Origin of the sequence: Methylobacterium guangdongense, assembly GCF_038442355.1 — a bacterium.
GTDB classification, from domain to species: domain Bacteria; phylum Pseudomonadota; class Alphaproteobacteria; order Rhizobiales; family Beijerinckiaceae; genus Methylobacterium; species Methylobacterium guangdongense.
This window is the reverse complement of record NZ_JBBXMX010000014.1, coordinates 125278-138178: the sequence shown is the minus strand read 5'-3', so window position 1 is coordinate 138178 and position 12901 is coordinate 125278. Positions and strand designations below refer to the sequence as shown.

12 protein-coding genes and 1 tRNA gene are annotated in these 12901 nt (G+C 69.4%); 7 read left to right on the top strand and 6 right to left on the bottom strand.

Annotated elements, in window-relative coordinates; translation table 11 throughout:
• Window positions 1–40: 40 nt before the first annotated feature.
• The 3 genes from AAHG09_RS23005 (at window position 41) to AAHG09_RS22995 (ending at window position 3202) form a co-directional block, all read left to right on the top strand.
• A tRNA-Met gene (locus tag AAHG09_RS23005) sits at window positions 41–117 on the top strand.
• Between the two features lie 229 nt (window positions 118–346).
• Window positions 347–1798 carry a Do family serine endopeptidase gene (locus AAHG09_RS23000; RefSeq protein ID WP_342109831.1) on the top strand — a complete coding sequence of 484 codons (1452 nt, stop codon included), beginning with the start codon at window positions 347–349 and terminating at the stop codon, window positions 1796–1798.
• Window positions 1799–1858: 60 nt separating this feature from the next.
• Window positions 1859–3202, top strand: a complete 1344-nt coding sequence (locus AAHG09_RS22995; protein WP_342109829.1) for a replication-associated recombination protein A — start codon at window positions 1859–1861, stop codon at window positions 3200–3202.
• Between the two features lie 6 nt (window positions 3203–3208).
• On the opposite strand, the gene AAHG09_RS22990 is transcribed toward AAHG09_RS22995, so the two are convergent.
• Window positions 3209–3673, bottom strand: coding sequence for an Lrp/AsnC family transcriptional regulator (locus AAHG09_RS22990; protein ID WP_342109828.1), 465 nt, complete (start codon window positions 3671–3673; stop codon window positions 3209–3211).
• A gap of 250 nt (window positions 3674–3923) precedes the next feature.
• Here AAHG09_RS22990 and AAHG09_RS22985 point away from each other — a divergent pair, with 250 nt between their 5' ends.
• Entirely contained in the window at window positions 3924–4934 is a 1011-nt protein-coding gene (locus AAHG09_RS22985; RefSeq protein WP_342109826.1) for a 1-aminocyclopropane-1-carboxylate deaminase, read from the top strand.
• 76 nt (window positions 4935–5010) lie between these two features.
• On the opposite strand, the gene AAHG09_RS22980 is transcribed toward AAHG09_RS22985, so the two are convergent.
• The gene (locus tag AAHG09_RS22980; protein WP_342109825.1) at window positions 5011–5220 is read right to left on the bottom strand and encodes a TOBE domain-containing protein; all 210 of its coding nucleotides are present in this window, start codon (window positions 5218–5220) and stop codon (window positions 5011–5013) included.
• A gap of 74 nt (window positions 5221–5294) precedes the next feature.
• Entirely contained in the window at window positions 5295–5663 is a 369-nt protein-coding gene (locus tag AAHG09_RS22975) for a DUF2293 domain-containing protein (RefSeq protein ID WP_342109824.1), read from the bottom strand.
• Window positions 5664–5777: 114 nt separating this feature from the next.
• Between AAHG09_RS22975 and AAHG09_RS22970 the strand changes: the two genes are divergently transcribed.
• Window positions 5778–6095: a hypothetical protein gene (locus AAHG09_RS22970; RefSeq protein ID WP_342109823.1), complete on the top strand. Its 318-nt coding sequence runs from the start codon at window positions 5778–5780 to the stop codon at window positions 6093–6095.
• A gap of 67 nt (window positions 6096–6162) precedes the next feature.
• On the opposite strand, the gene rpsD is transcribed toward AAHG09_RS22970, so the two are convergent.
• Window positions 6163–6780: a 30S ribosomal protein S4 gene (gene rpsD / locus AAHG09_RS22965; protein WP_091716735.1), complete on the bottom strand. Its 618-nt coding sequence runs from the start codon at window positions 6778–6780 to the stop codon at window positions 6163–6165.
• A 190-nt stretch (window positions 6781–6970) separates the two neighbouring features.
• Between rpsD and AAHG09_RS22960 the strand changes: the two genes are divergently transcribed.
• Window positions 6971–7471 (top strand): GNAT family N-acetyltransferase, encoded by a 501-nt coding sequence (locus AAHG09_RS22960; RefSeq protein WP_342109822.1) that lies wholly within the window; start codon window positions 6971–6973, stop codon window positions 7469–7471.
• Window positions 7472–7555: 84 nt separating this feature from the next.
• Here AAHG09_RS22960 and AAHG09_RS22955 read toward each other — a convergent pair whose 3' ends face one another.
• Entirely contained in the window at window positions 7556–9190 is a 1635-nt protein-coding gene (locus AAHG09_RS22955) for an alpha-D-glucose phosphate-specific phosphoglucomutase (protein WP_342109821.1), read from the bottom strand.
• 209 nt (window positions 9191–9399) lie between these two features.
• On the opposite strand from AAHG09_RS22955, the gene AAHG09_RS22950 reads away from it, so the two are divergent.
• On the top strand, window positions 9400–10512 hold the full coding sequence (locus AAHG09_RS22950) for an alpha/beta hydrolase (RefSeq protein WP_342109820.1): 1113 nt from the start codon (window positions 9400–9402) through the stop codon (window positions 10510–10512).
• Window positions 10513–10721: 209 nt separating this feature from the next.
• Here the strand turns inward: AAHG09_RS22950 and scpA are convergent, their stop codons facing one another.
• On the bottom strand, window positions 10722–12887 hold the full coding sequence (scpA, locus tag AAHG09_RS22945; protein ID WP_342109819.1) for a methylmalonyl-CoA mutase: 2166 nt from the start codon (window positions 12885–12887) through the stop codon (window positions 10722–10724).
• Window positions 12888–12901 lie beyond the last annotated feature (14 nt).

Below are 12901 nucleotides of genomic sequence, written 5' to 3'. Positions count from 1 at the left end.
CACACAGAGCCGGCGCCCCGGACCAGCCGCACACACTTGGCGCGGGGTGGAGCAGCCCGGTAGCTCGTCAGGCTCATAACCTGAAGGTCACAGGTTCAAATCCTGTCCCCGCAACCAAATCGATCCCTAAAAACCCGTCCGTTCCTCAGAACGGGCGGGTTTTTTGTTGCTCGGCCTCGTTCGTTTCGATTCCGCGTCAAAGCCTGGCCCGCGGTACGGTCATGGCCTGCACGGCCTGCGGCGACGGTGTCGTGGACCTGCCGCAATCGGCCTCGATAGCGTAGGGCCACAGCGTGCGCGTCCGCCTCGTCCTGGACGGCGCCGCCCAGTCGTCGGAGGCCTCTGTATGCTGACTCGCCTTGCCCTGCCCGCCCTCGTCGCAGCCTTGCTGGCCGCCGGCCCGGCCGCGGCTCAGATGGCGCGCACGGAGAGCGCGAAGGAGGGGACGCCCAGCAAGGTCGTGCCCCTCAGCAAGGCCGACGTGCAGCTCTCCTTCGCCCCCGTGGTGAAGCGCGCGGCGCCTTCGGTGGTCAACGTCTACGCCTCCCACGTGGACAAGCGCTCCAGCGCCCGCACCAGCGCCATGGAGGAGTTCATGCGCCGGTTCTTCGGCGAGCCAGAGGGCGGCCGCGGCCCCCGGGGCGACCGGGCGCAGCGCTCCCTGGGTTCGGGTGTGCTGGTCGATGCCGACGGTCTCGTCATCACCAACAACCACGTCATCGACAACATGAACGAGGTGCGCATCGCGCTCGCCGACCGGCGGGAGTTCGAGGCCACGATCGTGATGCGCGACACCCGCACCGACCTCGCGGTGCTCAAGCTCAAGGATCCGCCGAAGGGCCTCGTGCCGATGCCGTTCGGCGATGCCGATGCCCTGGAGGTCGGCGACTTCGTGATGGCGATCGGCAACCCGTTCGGCGTCGGCCAGACGGTGACGCAGGGCATCGTCTCGGCCCTGGCGCGCACGCAGGTGGGCTCGGCCGATTACCAGTACTTCATCCAGACCGACGCGGCGATCAACCCGGGCAATTCCGGCGGTGCCCTGGTCGACCTGAAGGGGCAGCTGGTCGGCATCAACACCGCGATCTACTCGCAATCGGGCGGCAGCCACGGCATCGGCTTCGCGATCCCCGTGGGCATGGTCAAGGCGGTGGTCGACGCGGCCCGCGAGGGGGCGAGCGTGGTGCGCCGGCCCTGGCTCGGGGCGCGAATCCAGAGCGTCACCCCCGACATCGCCGACAGCATGGGCCTCGACCACCCGACCGGGGTGCTGGTGGCGAGCCTGCAGGCCAAGAGCCCGGCCGAGGAGGCCGGCCTGAAGCGCGGCGACCTGATCCTCACGGTCGACGGCCAGGAGGTCGCCGACCCGGAGGCCTTCGGCTACCGCTTCGCGCTCAAGGGGGTCCAGGGCCAGACCCGGTTCGGCATCCTGCGCGGCACGACCCGCCAGACCGTGACGGTCAAGCTGGCGCCCGCCCCGGAGACGCGCCCGCGGGACGCGCTCAAGGTGAAGACCCGCTCGCCCTTCCTGGGCACGACGCTGGTCAACACCTCGCCCGCCATGGCCGAGGAGATGCAGGTCGATTTTCCCGCCGACGGCGTCGCCGTGCAGGCGGTGGACGACAACTCCGTCGCGGCCCGGGTCGGGCTGCAGAAGGGCGACCTGATCCTGGCGGTCAACGGCGTGCCGGTGACGACCACCAAGGATCTCGAGCGGGTGACCCGCAACAGCCTCAACGCCTGGGAGATCACGATCAACCGCAACGGCGAGGTCATCACCTCGGTGGTCGGCGGCTGATCCCAGGCGATCGCGGGCGACCGGCTTGCGCCCCCGCCCACGGCCGGTGTTGATGCGCGGATGTCCGACCTGTTCGCCTCCGCAGAGCCGCCCGCGATGCCGGATTCCGCCCGCGCCCCCGGTGCCGAGGCTGCCCGCCCGCTGGCGGACCGGCTGCGCCCGCAGACCCTCGCCGAAGTCGTCGGCCAGGAGCACCTGACCGGGGAGGGCGGGGCGCTCACCCGCCTGCTGCGCGGACGGACGCTCGGTTCGCTGATCTTCTGGGGACCGCCCGGCACCGGCAAGACCACGGTGGCGCGCCTGCTCGCCCAGGGCACCGACCTGCATTTCGAGCAGATCTCGGCGATCTTTTCGGGTGTGCCCGACCTGCGCAAGGTGTTCGAGGCCGCCCGCAAGCGCCGGGCGACCGGGCAGGGGACCCTGCTGTTCGTGGACGAGATCCACCGGTTCAACCGGGCGCAGCTCGACGCCTTCCTGCCCGTGATGGAGGACGGGACCGTTACGCTGGTGGGCGCGACGACGGAGAACCCCTCCTTCGAGCTGAACGCCGCGCTCCTGTCCCGGGCCCGGGTGCTGCTGTTCCGGGCCCTCAACCCGGGGGCGATCGCGCGGCTCCTGGTCCGGGCCGAGGCGCTGACCGGCCAGGCACTGCCGCTCACCGAGGAGGCGCGCGGCGTCCTCGTCCGCATGGCCGACGGCGACGGCCGGGCGGCCCTGACGCTCGCCGAGGAGGTCTGGCGCTCGGCGCAAGCAGGCGAGACCCTCGACGCCGATTCTCTGCAAGAGATCGTACAGCGGCGGGCGCCGATCTACGACAAGGCGCAGGAGGGCCATTACAACCTGATCTCGGCGCTCCATAAGACCGTCCGCGGGTCCGATCCGGACGCGGCGCTCTACTATCTCTGCCGGATGCTCGATGCCGGCGAGGACCGGCTGTTCATCGCCCGCCGGCTGGTGCGGATGGCGGTGGAGGATATCGGGCTTGCCGATCCGCAGGCCCTGGTGGTGGCCAACGCCGCCAAGGACGCGTTCGACTTCCTCGGCAGCCCCGAGGGCGAGCTGGCGCTGGCCCAAGCGGCGATCTACCTCGCCTGCGCGCCGAAATCGAACGCGGTCTACGAGGCCTACAAGGCCGCGACGCGCCTCGCCAAGGAGGCGGGCTCCCTGCCGCCGCCGCGCACGATCCTCAACGCACCGACCAAGCTGATGAGGCGGATCGGCTACGGCGAGGGCTACCGCTACGACCACGACGAGCCGGACGCCTTCTCGGGACAGGATTACTGGCCCGACGCGCTGGGCCGCCAGCATCTCTACCAGCCGACCGAGCGCGGCTACGAGACCCGCATCGCCGAGCGGCTCGACCGGTGGGAGGCTTTTCGGAAGGTGCGGCGCGGAGAGGGGTAGGGCACCTCACAGGTCGAGCGGCGCGTTGTCGATCACCTCCTTCATGACGAAGAAGGTGCGAGTCTGGCGCACGCCCGGCAGGCCGATCAGCGTGGCGCTGTGGAGGCGGTTGAAATCGGCCATGTCGGAGACCCGGATCTTCAGCATGTAGTCGAAATCGCCGGCCACGAGGTGGCAGTCGAGGAGCACGGGAATCGCCCGCACGGCGGCCTCGAACTCCGAGAAGCTTTCCGGCGTCGAACGGTCGAGCACGACGCCAACGAAGACCAGGGTGCCGCGCCCGACCCGCATCGGATCGATCAACGCCCGGACCGCCCGCACGAACCCCTCGGCGAACAGACGCTGGATCCGGCGATGGCAGGTGGCCGCACTGGTGCCGACGCGCTCGGCGATCTCGGCATTGGCCATGCGCCCGTCCGCCTGGAGAAGGCGGAGGATCTTCTGGTCGATCCGGTCGAGCCCTACTGACATGGATGTTTCTTTCAGAAACGGCGCAAGATCCGGAATTCTTTGCAGTCAATTCGCGCAACTGCGCAAGCAGGCGCTTTTCTGGACGGAAAGATCGAGAGCACCTTTCATCACGGATCGGGTAATTTTCCCTGCGCCTCGAAAACGGAGCCCGGCTCGAGCCGGGCCATCGTCGAGGCCTCGCTTCGACGCATCCGGGCCCGACGGAGACCACTCCTGCCCCCGGACGCGACCCGAGACCCGGAGAGACCCGATGCTGGACAAATTCGAGCGCTATCCCCTGACCTTCGGCCCGACGCCGATCGAGCCTCTGAAGCGCCTGACCGCGCATCTCGGTGGGGAGGTGGAGATCTACGCCAAGCGCGAGGATTGCAATTCGGGTCTCGCCTATGGCGGCAACAAGCTGCGCAAGCTCGAATACATCGTGCCGGATGCCATCGCGAGCGGAGCCGACACGCTGGTGTCGATCGGCGGCGTGCAGTCGAACCACACCCGCATGGTCGCGGCGGTCGCCGCCAAGATCGGGATGAAGTGCCGGCTGATCCAGGAGGCCTGGGTGCCCCACGAGGATGCGGTCTACGACCGGGTCGGCAACATCCTCCTGTCGCGGATCATGGGCGCGCAGACGCAGCTCGTGGATGACGGATTCGACATCGGCATCCGTGATTCCTGGAAGCGGGCGCTCGCCGAGGTCGAGGCCGAGGGCGGCAAGCCCTACGCAATCCCGGCCGGCGCCTCGGTGCACAAGTACGGCGGGCTCGGCTATGTCGGCTTCGCCGAGGAGGTCCGGAAGCAGGAGGCCGAGATGGGCCTGCGCTTCGATTACGTGGTGGTCTGCACGGTGACGGGCTCGACCCATGCCGGCATGCTGGTGGGCTTCTCGGCCGACGGCCGCGCCCGCAACGTCATCGGCATCGATGCCTCCTGCACCCCGGCCCAGACCAAGGCCCAGGTCCTCGACATCGCCCAGAACACCGCCGCCCTGGTCGGCGCGGGCGACATCGTCGCCGACGACGTGGTGCTCAACGAGGATTATGCCTACCCGGTCTACGGCGTGCCCTCGAAGGAGACCGTGGAGGCGATCCGGCTCTCGGCCCGGCTCGAGGGGATGATCACCGACCCGGTCTACGAGGGGAAGTCGATGCAGGGCATGATCGACCTCGTGCAGAAGGGCTTCTTCCCGAAGGGCTCGAAGGTGCTCTACGCCCATCTCGGCGGCGCGCCGGCGCTGAACGGCTACAGCTACACGTTCCGCAACGGCTGAGACCTCTCAAGGCCGGGGGTTTCCAAAGGGCTCGCCCTTTCGAAACCCCGCCGCGATCCGTCCGCGCGATGCGGACTCAATCAACCGCGACCATCACGTCGGAGGCCTTGATCACCGCGTAGGCGGAACCGCCGGCGACGAGCTTGAGCGCATCGACCGCCTCGTTGGTGATCGAGGCCGTGACCACTTGCCCGGGGCTGATCTCGATCTTCACGTGGGACGTGGTCGCCCCCTTGTCGACCGAGACGACCGTGCCCTTGAGGACGTTGCGCGCGCTGATCTTCATGGGTTTGGCTTCCCCTGCCGCACCGGGCGGCCCGGCTGGTTTCCTACAGCAAGCTCACCCTGCGCGCGACCGCCTCAACGCAGATCCGGGTCCGGATCCTCGTGCGGCTCGTCTACGCCCATTGCCCCGGCGTCCTGCTCAGCCTCCGCCTCGGGAATCGGCGCGGCGCCCCAGGCGACGAGCGCCGCGTTGAGGTCATCGAGGACGAAGTGCCGGGCACTGTCCCGGTCGTAGCCGTCAGCCAGGAGGTCGTCGTAATCGGTGAAGACGTGGCGGGCATAGGTCACGAGGGCAAGGCGCGCCGCGGTCTCGGGCGCGGCCCGGCGCAGACCCGGACTCGCCAGCGCCCGGTCCAGGATGGCCTCGGCCTCGAAGGTCGGCAGGCGTGGGGCGAGTCGCGCCAGCGCCGCCACCACCGCTTCGCGCCGGTTCCGGGGGGGCATTGCGCCGCTCATCGGGGCCCCGCCGACGGTGTGATTTCGGAGTCCGAATCCGCTAGGATCGTGGCGAGAGGGGGCGGGGCAGGTCTACGGGACCCCGCCGGGGAGATCTGGTTCATGGCAACGATCCGTCACGCGGTGATCCTGGGCGTCCTGCTCGGGGCGGCTCCGGCGCTGGCCCAGGGACCGAACCGGGGTTCCGCCGCCACGCCTGCCGCACCGGCCGCCGATCAGGCCCTCGCCGTCCCGCACGGCCGGCAGATCACCGCCACCGGCCAGACCAAGCCCCCCGGCACCGGCATGCCGGTCACCGGGACGCCGCGCCCCGTGAACGAGGCGGAGATGGTCAAGGCCCAGAAGGCGGCGGAAGCCCGTTCAAAGGCCTGGGACAGCAAGATGCGCAACACGATGGGCTCGATCTGCCACGGTTGCTGAGACCGGACAAACGCAAAGGGGCCGCCCGATGGGCAGCCCCTCCGTCAGGACCGTCTCCGGTCGGATCTTAGCGGGAGTAGAACTCGATGACGAGGTTCGGCTCCATCTGCACCGGGTAGGGCACCTCGGACAGGGTGGGGATGCGGGTGACCCGAGCGGTCATCTTGGCGTGATCGGCCTCGATGTAGTCCGGCACGTCGCGCTCGGAGAGCTGAGTCGCCACGATCACGATCTCGAGCTGGCGGGACGACTCCTTGACCTCGATCAGGTCGCCGGCCTTCACCTGATAGCTCGGGATGTTGACGCGGACGCCGTTCACCTTGACGTGGCCGTGGTTGACGAACTGGCGCGCCGCGAACGGGGTCGCGACGAACTTCGCCCGGTAGACCACGGCGTCGAGGCGGCGCTCGAGCAGGCCGACGAGGTTCTCGCCGGAATCGCCGCGCAGACGGATCGCCTCGGCGTAGTAGCGGCGGAACTGCTTCTCGGTGATGTTGCCGTAATAGCCCTTGAGCTTCTGCTTGGCGCGCAGCTGCGTGCCGAAGTCGCTCATCTTGCCCTTGCGGCGCTGGCCGTGCTGGCCCGGGCCGTACTCGCGGCGGTTGACGGGGCTCTTCGGGCGGCCCCAGATGTTCTGGCCCATGCGGCGGTCGAGCTTGTGCTTCGCCTGAATCCGCTTCGACATGTTTCGCGTCCTCGCGTGACGGGATTGAGGAACGCGCCCTCCTTTTCCCGGGCGAAGGCCCGGGACGACAGGGCGGGGAATCCCGCCCACGGGTGCGCGTGAAAACGCCAAGGGGCCCCGTGCGGAGCCCCATCGACGGGCTGCGTCATAGGGGAAGGCCGCCGTGCGGTCAACCACCGGGGGATTTGGGATGGACGAGGGGGTTGTGGTCCGGCGCGGTGGGCCGGCGGACGCGGAGGCGATCCGGGCGCTGGTCGAGGCGGCCTACACCAAGTGGATCCCGCTGATCGGGCGCCTGCCCACGCCGATGCAGGCGGATTACGCCACCTCCGTGGGGGTTCACCGGTTCGATCTGCTGCGGGCCGGTGCGGACCTCGCCGCGCTGATCGAGACGCAGGCCGAGGGCGACCATCTGCTGATCGTCAACGTCGCCGTGCATCCGGCCTTCCAGGGGCGGGGCCTCGGCACCCGGCTGCTCGGCCTCGCCGAGGACATCGCCGCCGAGGCGGGGCTGGCGCGGCTGCGCCTCTACACCAACAAGAAGTACGTCGCGAACCTGCGCCTCTACGCGTCGCTCGGCTACCGGGTGGAGCGGGAGGCGCTCTATGACGGCCCGGGCCGGACCCGGGACGACGACATCACCGTGCACATGGTGAAGGAGATCCCCGGCATCGGCCTGCCCGCAGCTTGAGCGTTGATACCGCCACGACGCGGTGGCGATGCCGGGTCGCTGCCCCGACACCCCGCCACAGGGCTTGCCCTTCGGAAACCCCGTTCAGGTCACCACGCTCGGCTCGGACCGGCCGGTGCGGGGCTCGATCTCGGCGATCGCGCGCGCCGCTTCCACCACCGGGGCCAGAACCTCGGCCACGGGCAGGTCCAACCGGTCCGGCGCGTTCTCGTAGCGCTCCAGATAGACCCGCAGCGTCGCCCCGGCGGTGCCGGTGCCCGAGAGACGGAACACCGCCCGCGCATCCTCGGCGAAGCCGATCCGGATGCCCTGGTGCTCGGTGAGGGAGCCATCGACCGGATCGCGATAGGCGAACTCGTCGGCGGTCGAGACGGTGAGCGCGCCGATCCGCGTGCCCGGCAGCCCGGCGAGCTTGTCGCGCAGGCCGTCCATCAAGCCGTTGGCGGCGTCCGAATCGACCTCCTCGTAGTCGTGGCGGGCGTAATAGTCGCGCCCGTAGGTGCGCCAGTGCGCCCGCACCAGCGCGTTGGCCCGCTCGCCCGTGGCGGCGAGGATGTTGAGCCAGAGCAGCACCGCCCAGAGCCCATCCTTCTCGCGCACGTGGTTCGAGCCGGTGCCGGCGCTCTCCTCGCCGCACAGGGTGATGAGGCCCGCGTCGAGGAGATTGCCAAAAAACTTCCAGCCGGTGGGCGTCTCGTAGGCCTTGATGCCCAGCGCGGCCGCGACCCGGTCGGCGGCGCGGCTCGTGGGCATGGATCGCGCGACGCCCGCAAGACCGCCCGCGTAGCCCGGCGCCCGGTGGGCATGGGCGGCGAGCAGGGCGAGGCTATCGCTCGGCGTCACGAACAGGCCCGGCGCCACGATCATGTTGCGGTCGCCGTCGCCGTCCGAGGCTGCGCCGAAATCCGGCGCGTCGGGACCCTGCATCAATTCGAACAGGTCGTGGCAATGGACCGGGTTCGGATCCGGGTGGTGGCCGCCGAAATCCTCCTTCGGCTCGGCATTGACCACCGTGCCCTTCGGGGCGCCGAGCATCCCTTCGAGGATCGCGGTCGCGTAGGGGCCGGTCACCGCGCTCATGGCGTCGAAGCGCATGCGGAAGCCGGAGGCGAACAGGCGGGACACCGCGTCGAAGTCGATCAGCGTGCGCATCAGTTCGGCGTAATCGGCCACCGGGTCGATCACCGTGACCGTCATGGCGCCGAGGCGGGTGTCGCCGCGGGTGTCGAGGTCGAGATCCGGGGCTTCGACGAGCCGGTATTCGGTCAGTGCCTTGGCGCGCGCGAAGATGGCGTTGGTGAGGGATTCCGGCGCCGGCCCGCCATTGGCGGCATTGAACTTGATGCCGAAATCGCCCTCCGGCCCGCCCGGATTGTGGCTCGCCGACAGGATGATGCCGCCGAGCGCCTTGGCCTTCCGGATCACGCAGGAGGCGGCCGGCGTCGAGAGCAGGCCGCCTTGCCCGACCAGCACCTGGCCGAACCCGTTGCCGGCGGCCAGCCGCAGCGTTGTCTGCACCACCTCGCGGTTGAGGAACCGGCCGTCGCCGCCGAGCACCAGGGTGGCACCGTCCTTGTCGGGCAGGGTATCGAAGATCGCCTGGACGAAGTTCTCGACGTAGTTCGTCTGCCGGAACACCGGCACCTTCTTGCGCAGGCCGGAGGTGCCCGGCTTCTGGTCGGGGAAGGGCGTGGTGGCGACGGTGGTCGGAGTCGTCATGAGCGGGCGTCTCCCGGGATCCTGCGCTTCCATGCCCGTCCAGAGGCGCGGCGTCACCAGGGCGGAGCGCGCAGCGCGGGCTTTTTCAAAACGTTTCGGGAGACGGAACCGGTCCGCTGTCCAATGGTGCGCGCCGCGGACCGTTGCGCCGGGCCCGTGCGACCGGTTCAAGTCCCGGACGCCGCCGCGAAGGCGGGTGGGAGAACGCCATGTCGGACAGATCATCGCGGACGCGACCGCATCGTGACGGCCCGCAGCCGGGGCAAGGCCTTCCGCGGCGTCATCTGATCGGGGCCCTGGCCGCCGGCGCGGCGGTCACGGCCCTTCCGGCGGCGGCCGCACCGGCGAACCGGCTGGAGACCGAAGAGTTTCGCCTGCCCTGGAGCGAGCCCGGCATCGACATCTACGTGCGCAACAAGCGACCCGCCGGGATCGACCGGTTCCCGGGCGACCGCATCCTGCTCTACGTCCACGGTGCGACCTACCCGGCTTCCACGGCCTTCGACCTGCCGCTCGGCGGGATGTCGGCGATGGATTACTTCGCGGGCCTGGGTTTCGACGTCTACCTCGTGGACCTGCCCGGCTATGGACTGTCCGGCCGCCCCAAGGTCATGGACGCATCGGCCTCGGACAACGCACCCTTCATGCGCACGCCCGATGCCGCCAAGGTGGTGGGGCAGGTGGTCGACTTCATCCTGAAGCGACGCGAGGTCGAGAAGATCGACCTGATGGGCTGGTCGTGGGGCACCTCCACCATGGGGCTCTACACCAGCACCCACAACGACACGGTCAACCGGCTCGTCCTCTACGCGCCGCAATGGCTGGCGCGCACGCCGGCCCTGATCGGCAGCAGCGGGCCCCTCGGCGCCTATCGCAGCGTGAGCCGGGACAGCGCCAGGGCGCGCTGGCTGACGGGCGTGCCGGAGGACAAGGCCGCCGCGCTGATCCCCCCGGGCTGGTTCGACCAATGGGCGGACGCGACCTTCGCGACGGATGCGGTGGGCGCCAAGCAGTCACCGCCCGTGCTGCGGGCGCCGAACGGCGTCGTGGCCGACTCGAAGGAATACTGGCAGGCCGGCAAGCCGCTCTACGATCCGGGCGAGATCCGCGTGCCGGTGCTGATCATCCACGCCGAGTGGGACGCCGACCTGCCAAGCTATCAGGCGCAGGAGTACTTCACCAAGCTGACGCACGCCCCCTACAAGCGCTTCGTCGAGCTGGGGGAGGGCACCCACACGGTGATCATGGAGAAGAACCGCATGCAGTTCCTCCACGCCGTCGGGGCCTTCCTCACGGAGGCGGACCCGCAGGCGCTGAACTGAGCGGTCGATCCCGGTCGCACCGGCGGAATCCAACCCAAACCCCTCATCTCCGAAGCGCCCGCGCCGGCGGGTCCCGAAGGAAGGCTCCGGGGATCGCGCAGCGGACTGGCAACCTCCTTCGAGGCCTCCGCTGCGCTCCGGCACCTCAGGATGAGGGCGTGGGTGGGAGGGATCGAGGCGGCCCGTCCGGCCGCCTCGGGAAGGTCGCCCTACTCCGCGGCCTGTCGCACCCCGTAGCCCAGCCGCTCGTTCAAGGCCCGGATCAGCTTGGCCGCCGCCTCGGCGATGACCGTGCCGGGCGGGAAGATCGCCGCCGCGCCCGCCGCCGTCAGGGCCTCGTAATCCCCCGGCGGAATCACGCCGCCGATGGCGATCATCACGTCGTCGCGGCCCTGCTCGGTGAGCGCCGCCTTCAGCTCCGGCACCAGCGTCAGGTGGCCGGCCGCCAGCGACGAGACGCCGACGATGTGCACGTCGTTCTCAACCGCCTGCCGGGCGGCCTCCGCCGGGGTAGCGAAGAGCGGCCCGATATCCACGTCGAAGCCGAGATCCGCGAAGGCCGAGGCGATCACCTTCTGGCCGCGGTCGTGCCCGTCCTGGCCCATCTTGGCGACCAGGATGCGCGGCCGGCGGCCGTCGCTCTCCTCGAACGCCTCGACCAGCGCCCGGACTTCCTCGACCACAGGCGACATGCCCCCCACCTCACGCTTGTAGACGCCGGAGATCGAGCGGATCTCGGCGCGGTGCCGGCCCCAGGCCTTCTCCAGGGCCTCGGAAATCTCGCCCACCGTCGCCTTGGCGCGGGCGGCCTCGACGGCGAGTTCCAGCAGGTTGCCGGCGCCGTCGGCCGCCTGGGTGAGCGCGTCGAGCCGGGCCGTCACCGCCGCCTCGTCGCGCTCGGCGCGCAGGCGCTTCAGCTTGTCGATCTGCAGCCGCCGGACATTGCCGTTGTCGACCCGCAGCAGCTCGATCGCCATCTCGTCGTCGGCCCGGAACTTGTTCACGCCGACGATCGTCTGCCGGCCGGAATCGATCCGCGCCTGGGCGCGGGCGGCGGCCTCCTCGATCCGCAGCTTCGGGATGCCGGCCTCGATCGCCTTGGCCATGCCGCCGAGCCCGTCGACCTCGCGGATATGCTCCCAGGCGCGCGCCACCATGTCGGCGGTCAGCTTCTCCACGTAGTAGGAACCGCCCCAGGGATCGACGATCCGCGTGGTGCCGCTCTCCTGCTGCAGGAACAGCTGGGTGTTGCGGGCAATCCGGGCCGAGAAGTCGGTCGGCAGGGCCAGCGCCTCGTCGAGCGCGTTGGTGTGGAGCGATTGCGTACCCCCCTGCGTCGCCGCCATCGCCTCGATGTTGGTGCGGGTGACGTTGTTGAACACGTCCTGCGCGGTGAGCGACCAGCCCGAAGTCTGCGAATGGGTGCGCAGGGCGAGCGATTTTTCCGATTTGGGATCGAACCCCTTCACGAGCTTCGCCCAGATCAGGCGCGCGGCCCGCATCTTGGCGACCTCCATGAAGAAGTTGGTCGAGATCGCCCAGAAGAACGACAGGCGCGGGGCGAACTGGTCGATGGTCAGCCCGGCGGCGAGGCCCGCCTTGATGTACTCGACGCCGTCGGCGAGCGTGTAGGCAAGCTCGAGGTCGTTCGTCGCCCCGGCCTCCTGCATGTGGTAGCCGGAGATCGAGATCGAATTGAACTTCGGCATGTTCTTCGACGTGTAGGCGAAGATGTCGGAGATGATCCGCATCGATCCTTTGGGGGGATAGATGTAGGTGTTGCGGACCATGAACTCCTTGAGGATGTCGTTCTGGATCGTGCCGGCGAGCTTCTGCGGCGGCACGCCCTGCTCCTCGGCGGCGACGATGTAGAGGGCGAGGATCGGCAGCACCGCGCCGTTCATCGTCATCGACACGGTCATCTCGTCCAGCGGGATGCCGGAGAACAGCGTGCGCATGTCGTAGATCGAGTCGATCGCGACACCCGCCATGCCGACATCGCCCGAGACGCGGGGATGGTCGGAATCGTAGCCCCGGTGGGTGGCGAGATCGAAGGCCACCGACAGGCCCTTCTGACCGGCCGCGAGGTTGCGCCGGTAGAAGGCGTTCGAATCCTCGGCCGTGGAGAAGCCGGCATATTGCCGGATCGTCCAGGGCTGGGTGACGTACATGGTCGGGTAGGGGCCGCGCAGGAACGGCGCGATCCCCGGATAGGTGTTCAGGAACTCGAGACCCTCCCGGTCTTCCGGACCGTACTGTCCCTTCACCGGGATGCCCTCCGGGGTCATCCAGGGCTCACCGAGCGCCGGGGCCACGATCGCGAGCGATTCGCCGGCGAGCGGGATTTCGGCGAAGTTCGGGATGCGGGAGGTCATGGCGTTGACTCGTT

What these genes read in the sequence shown, in the direction of transcription:
- AAHG09_RS23000 (WP_342109831.1), top strand. Translation starts at nt 347, where the DNA reads ATGCTGACTCGCCTTGCCCTGCCCGCCCTCGTCGCAGCCTTGCTGGCC.
- AAHG09_RS22995 (WP_342109829.1), top strand. Translation starts at nt 1,859, where the DNA reads ATGTCCGACCTGTTCGCCTCCGCAGAGCCGCCCGCGATGCCGGATTCC.
- AAHG09_RS22990 (WP_342109828.1), bottom strand. Translation starts at nt 3,673, where the DNA reads ATGTCAGTAGGGCTCGACCGGATCGACCAGAAGATCCTCCGCCTTCTC.
- AAHG09_RS22985 (WP_342109826.1), top strand. Translation starts at nt 3,924, where the DNA reads ATGCTGGACAAATTCGAGCGCTATCCCCTGACCTTCGGCCCGACGCCG.
- AAHG09_RS22980 (WP_342109825.1), bottom strand. Translation starts at nt 5,220, where the DNA reads ATGAAGATCAGCGCGCGCAACGTCCTCAAGGGCACGGTCGTCTCGGTC.
- AAHG09_RS22975 (WP_342109824.1), bottom strand. Translation starts at nt 5,663, where the DNA reads ATGCCCCCCCGGAACCGGCGCGAAGCGGTGGTGGCGGCGCTGGCGCGA.
- AAHG09_RS22970 (WP_342109823.1), top strand. Translation starts at nt 5,778, where the DNA reads ATGGCAACGATCCGTCACGCGGTGATCCTGGGCGTCCTGCTCGGGGCG.
- rpsD (WP_091716735.1), bottom strand. Translation starts at nt 6,780, where the DNA reads ATGTCGAAGCGGATTCAGGCGAAGCACAAGCTCGACCGCCGCATGGGC.
- AAHG09_RS22960 (WP_342109822.1), top strand. Translation starts at nt 6,971, where the DNA reads ATGGACGAGGGGGTTGTGGTCCGGCGCGGTGGGCCGGCGGACGCGGAG.
- AAHG09_RS22955 (WP_342109821.1), bottom strand. Translation starts at nt 9,190, where the DNA reads ATGACGACTCCGACCACCGTCGCCACCACGCCCTTCCCCGACCAGAAG.
- AAHG09_RS22950 (WP_342109820.1), top strand. Translation starts at nt 9,400, where the DNA reads ATGTCGGACAGATCATCGCGGACGCGACCGCATCGTGACGGCCCGCAG.
- scpA (WP_342109819.1), bottom strand. Translation starts at nt 12,887, where the DNA reads ATGACCTCCCGCATCCCGAACTTCGCCGAAATCCCGCTCGCCGGCGAA.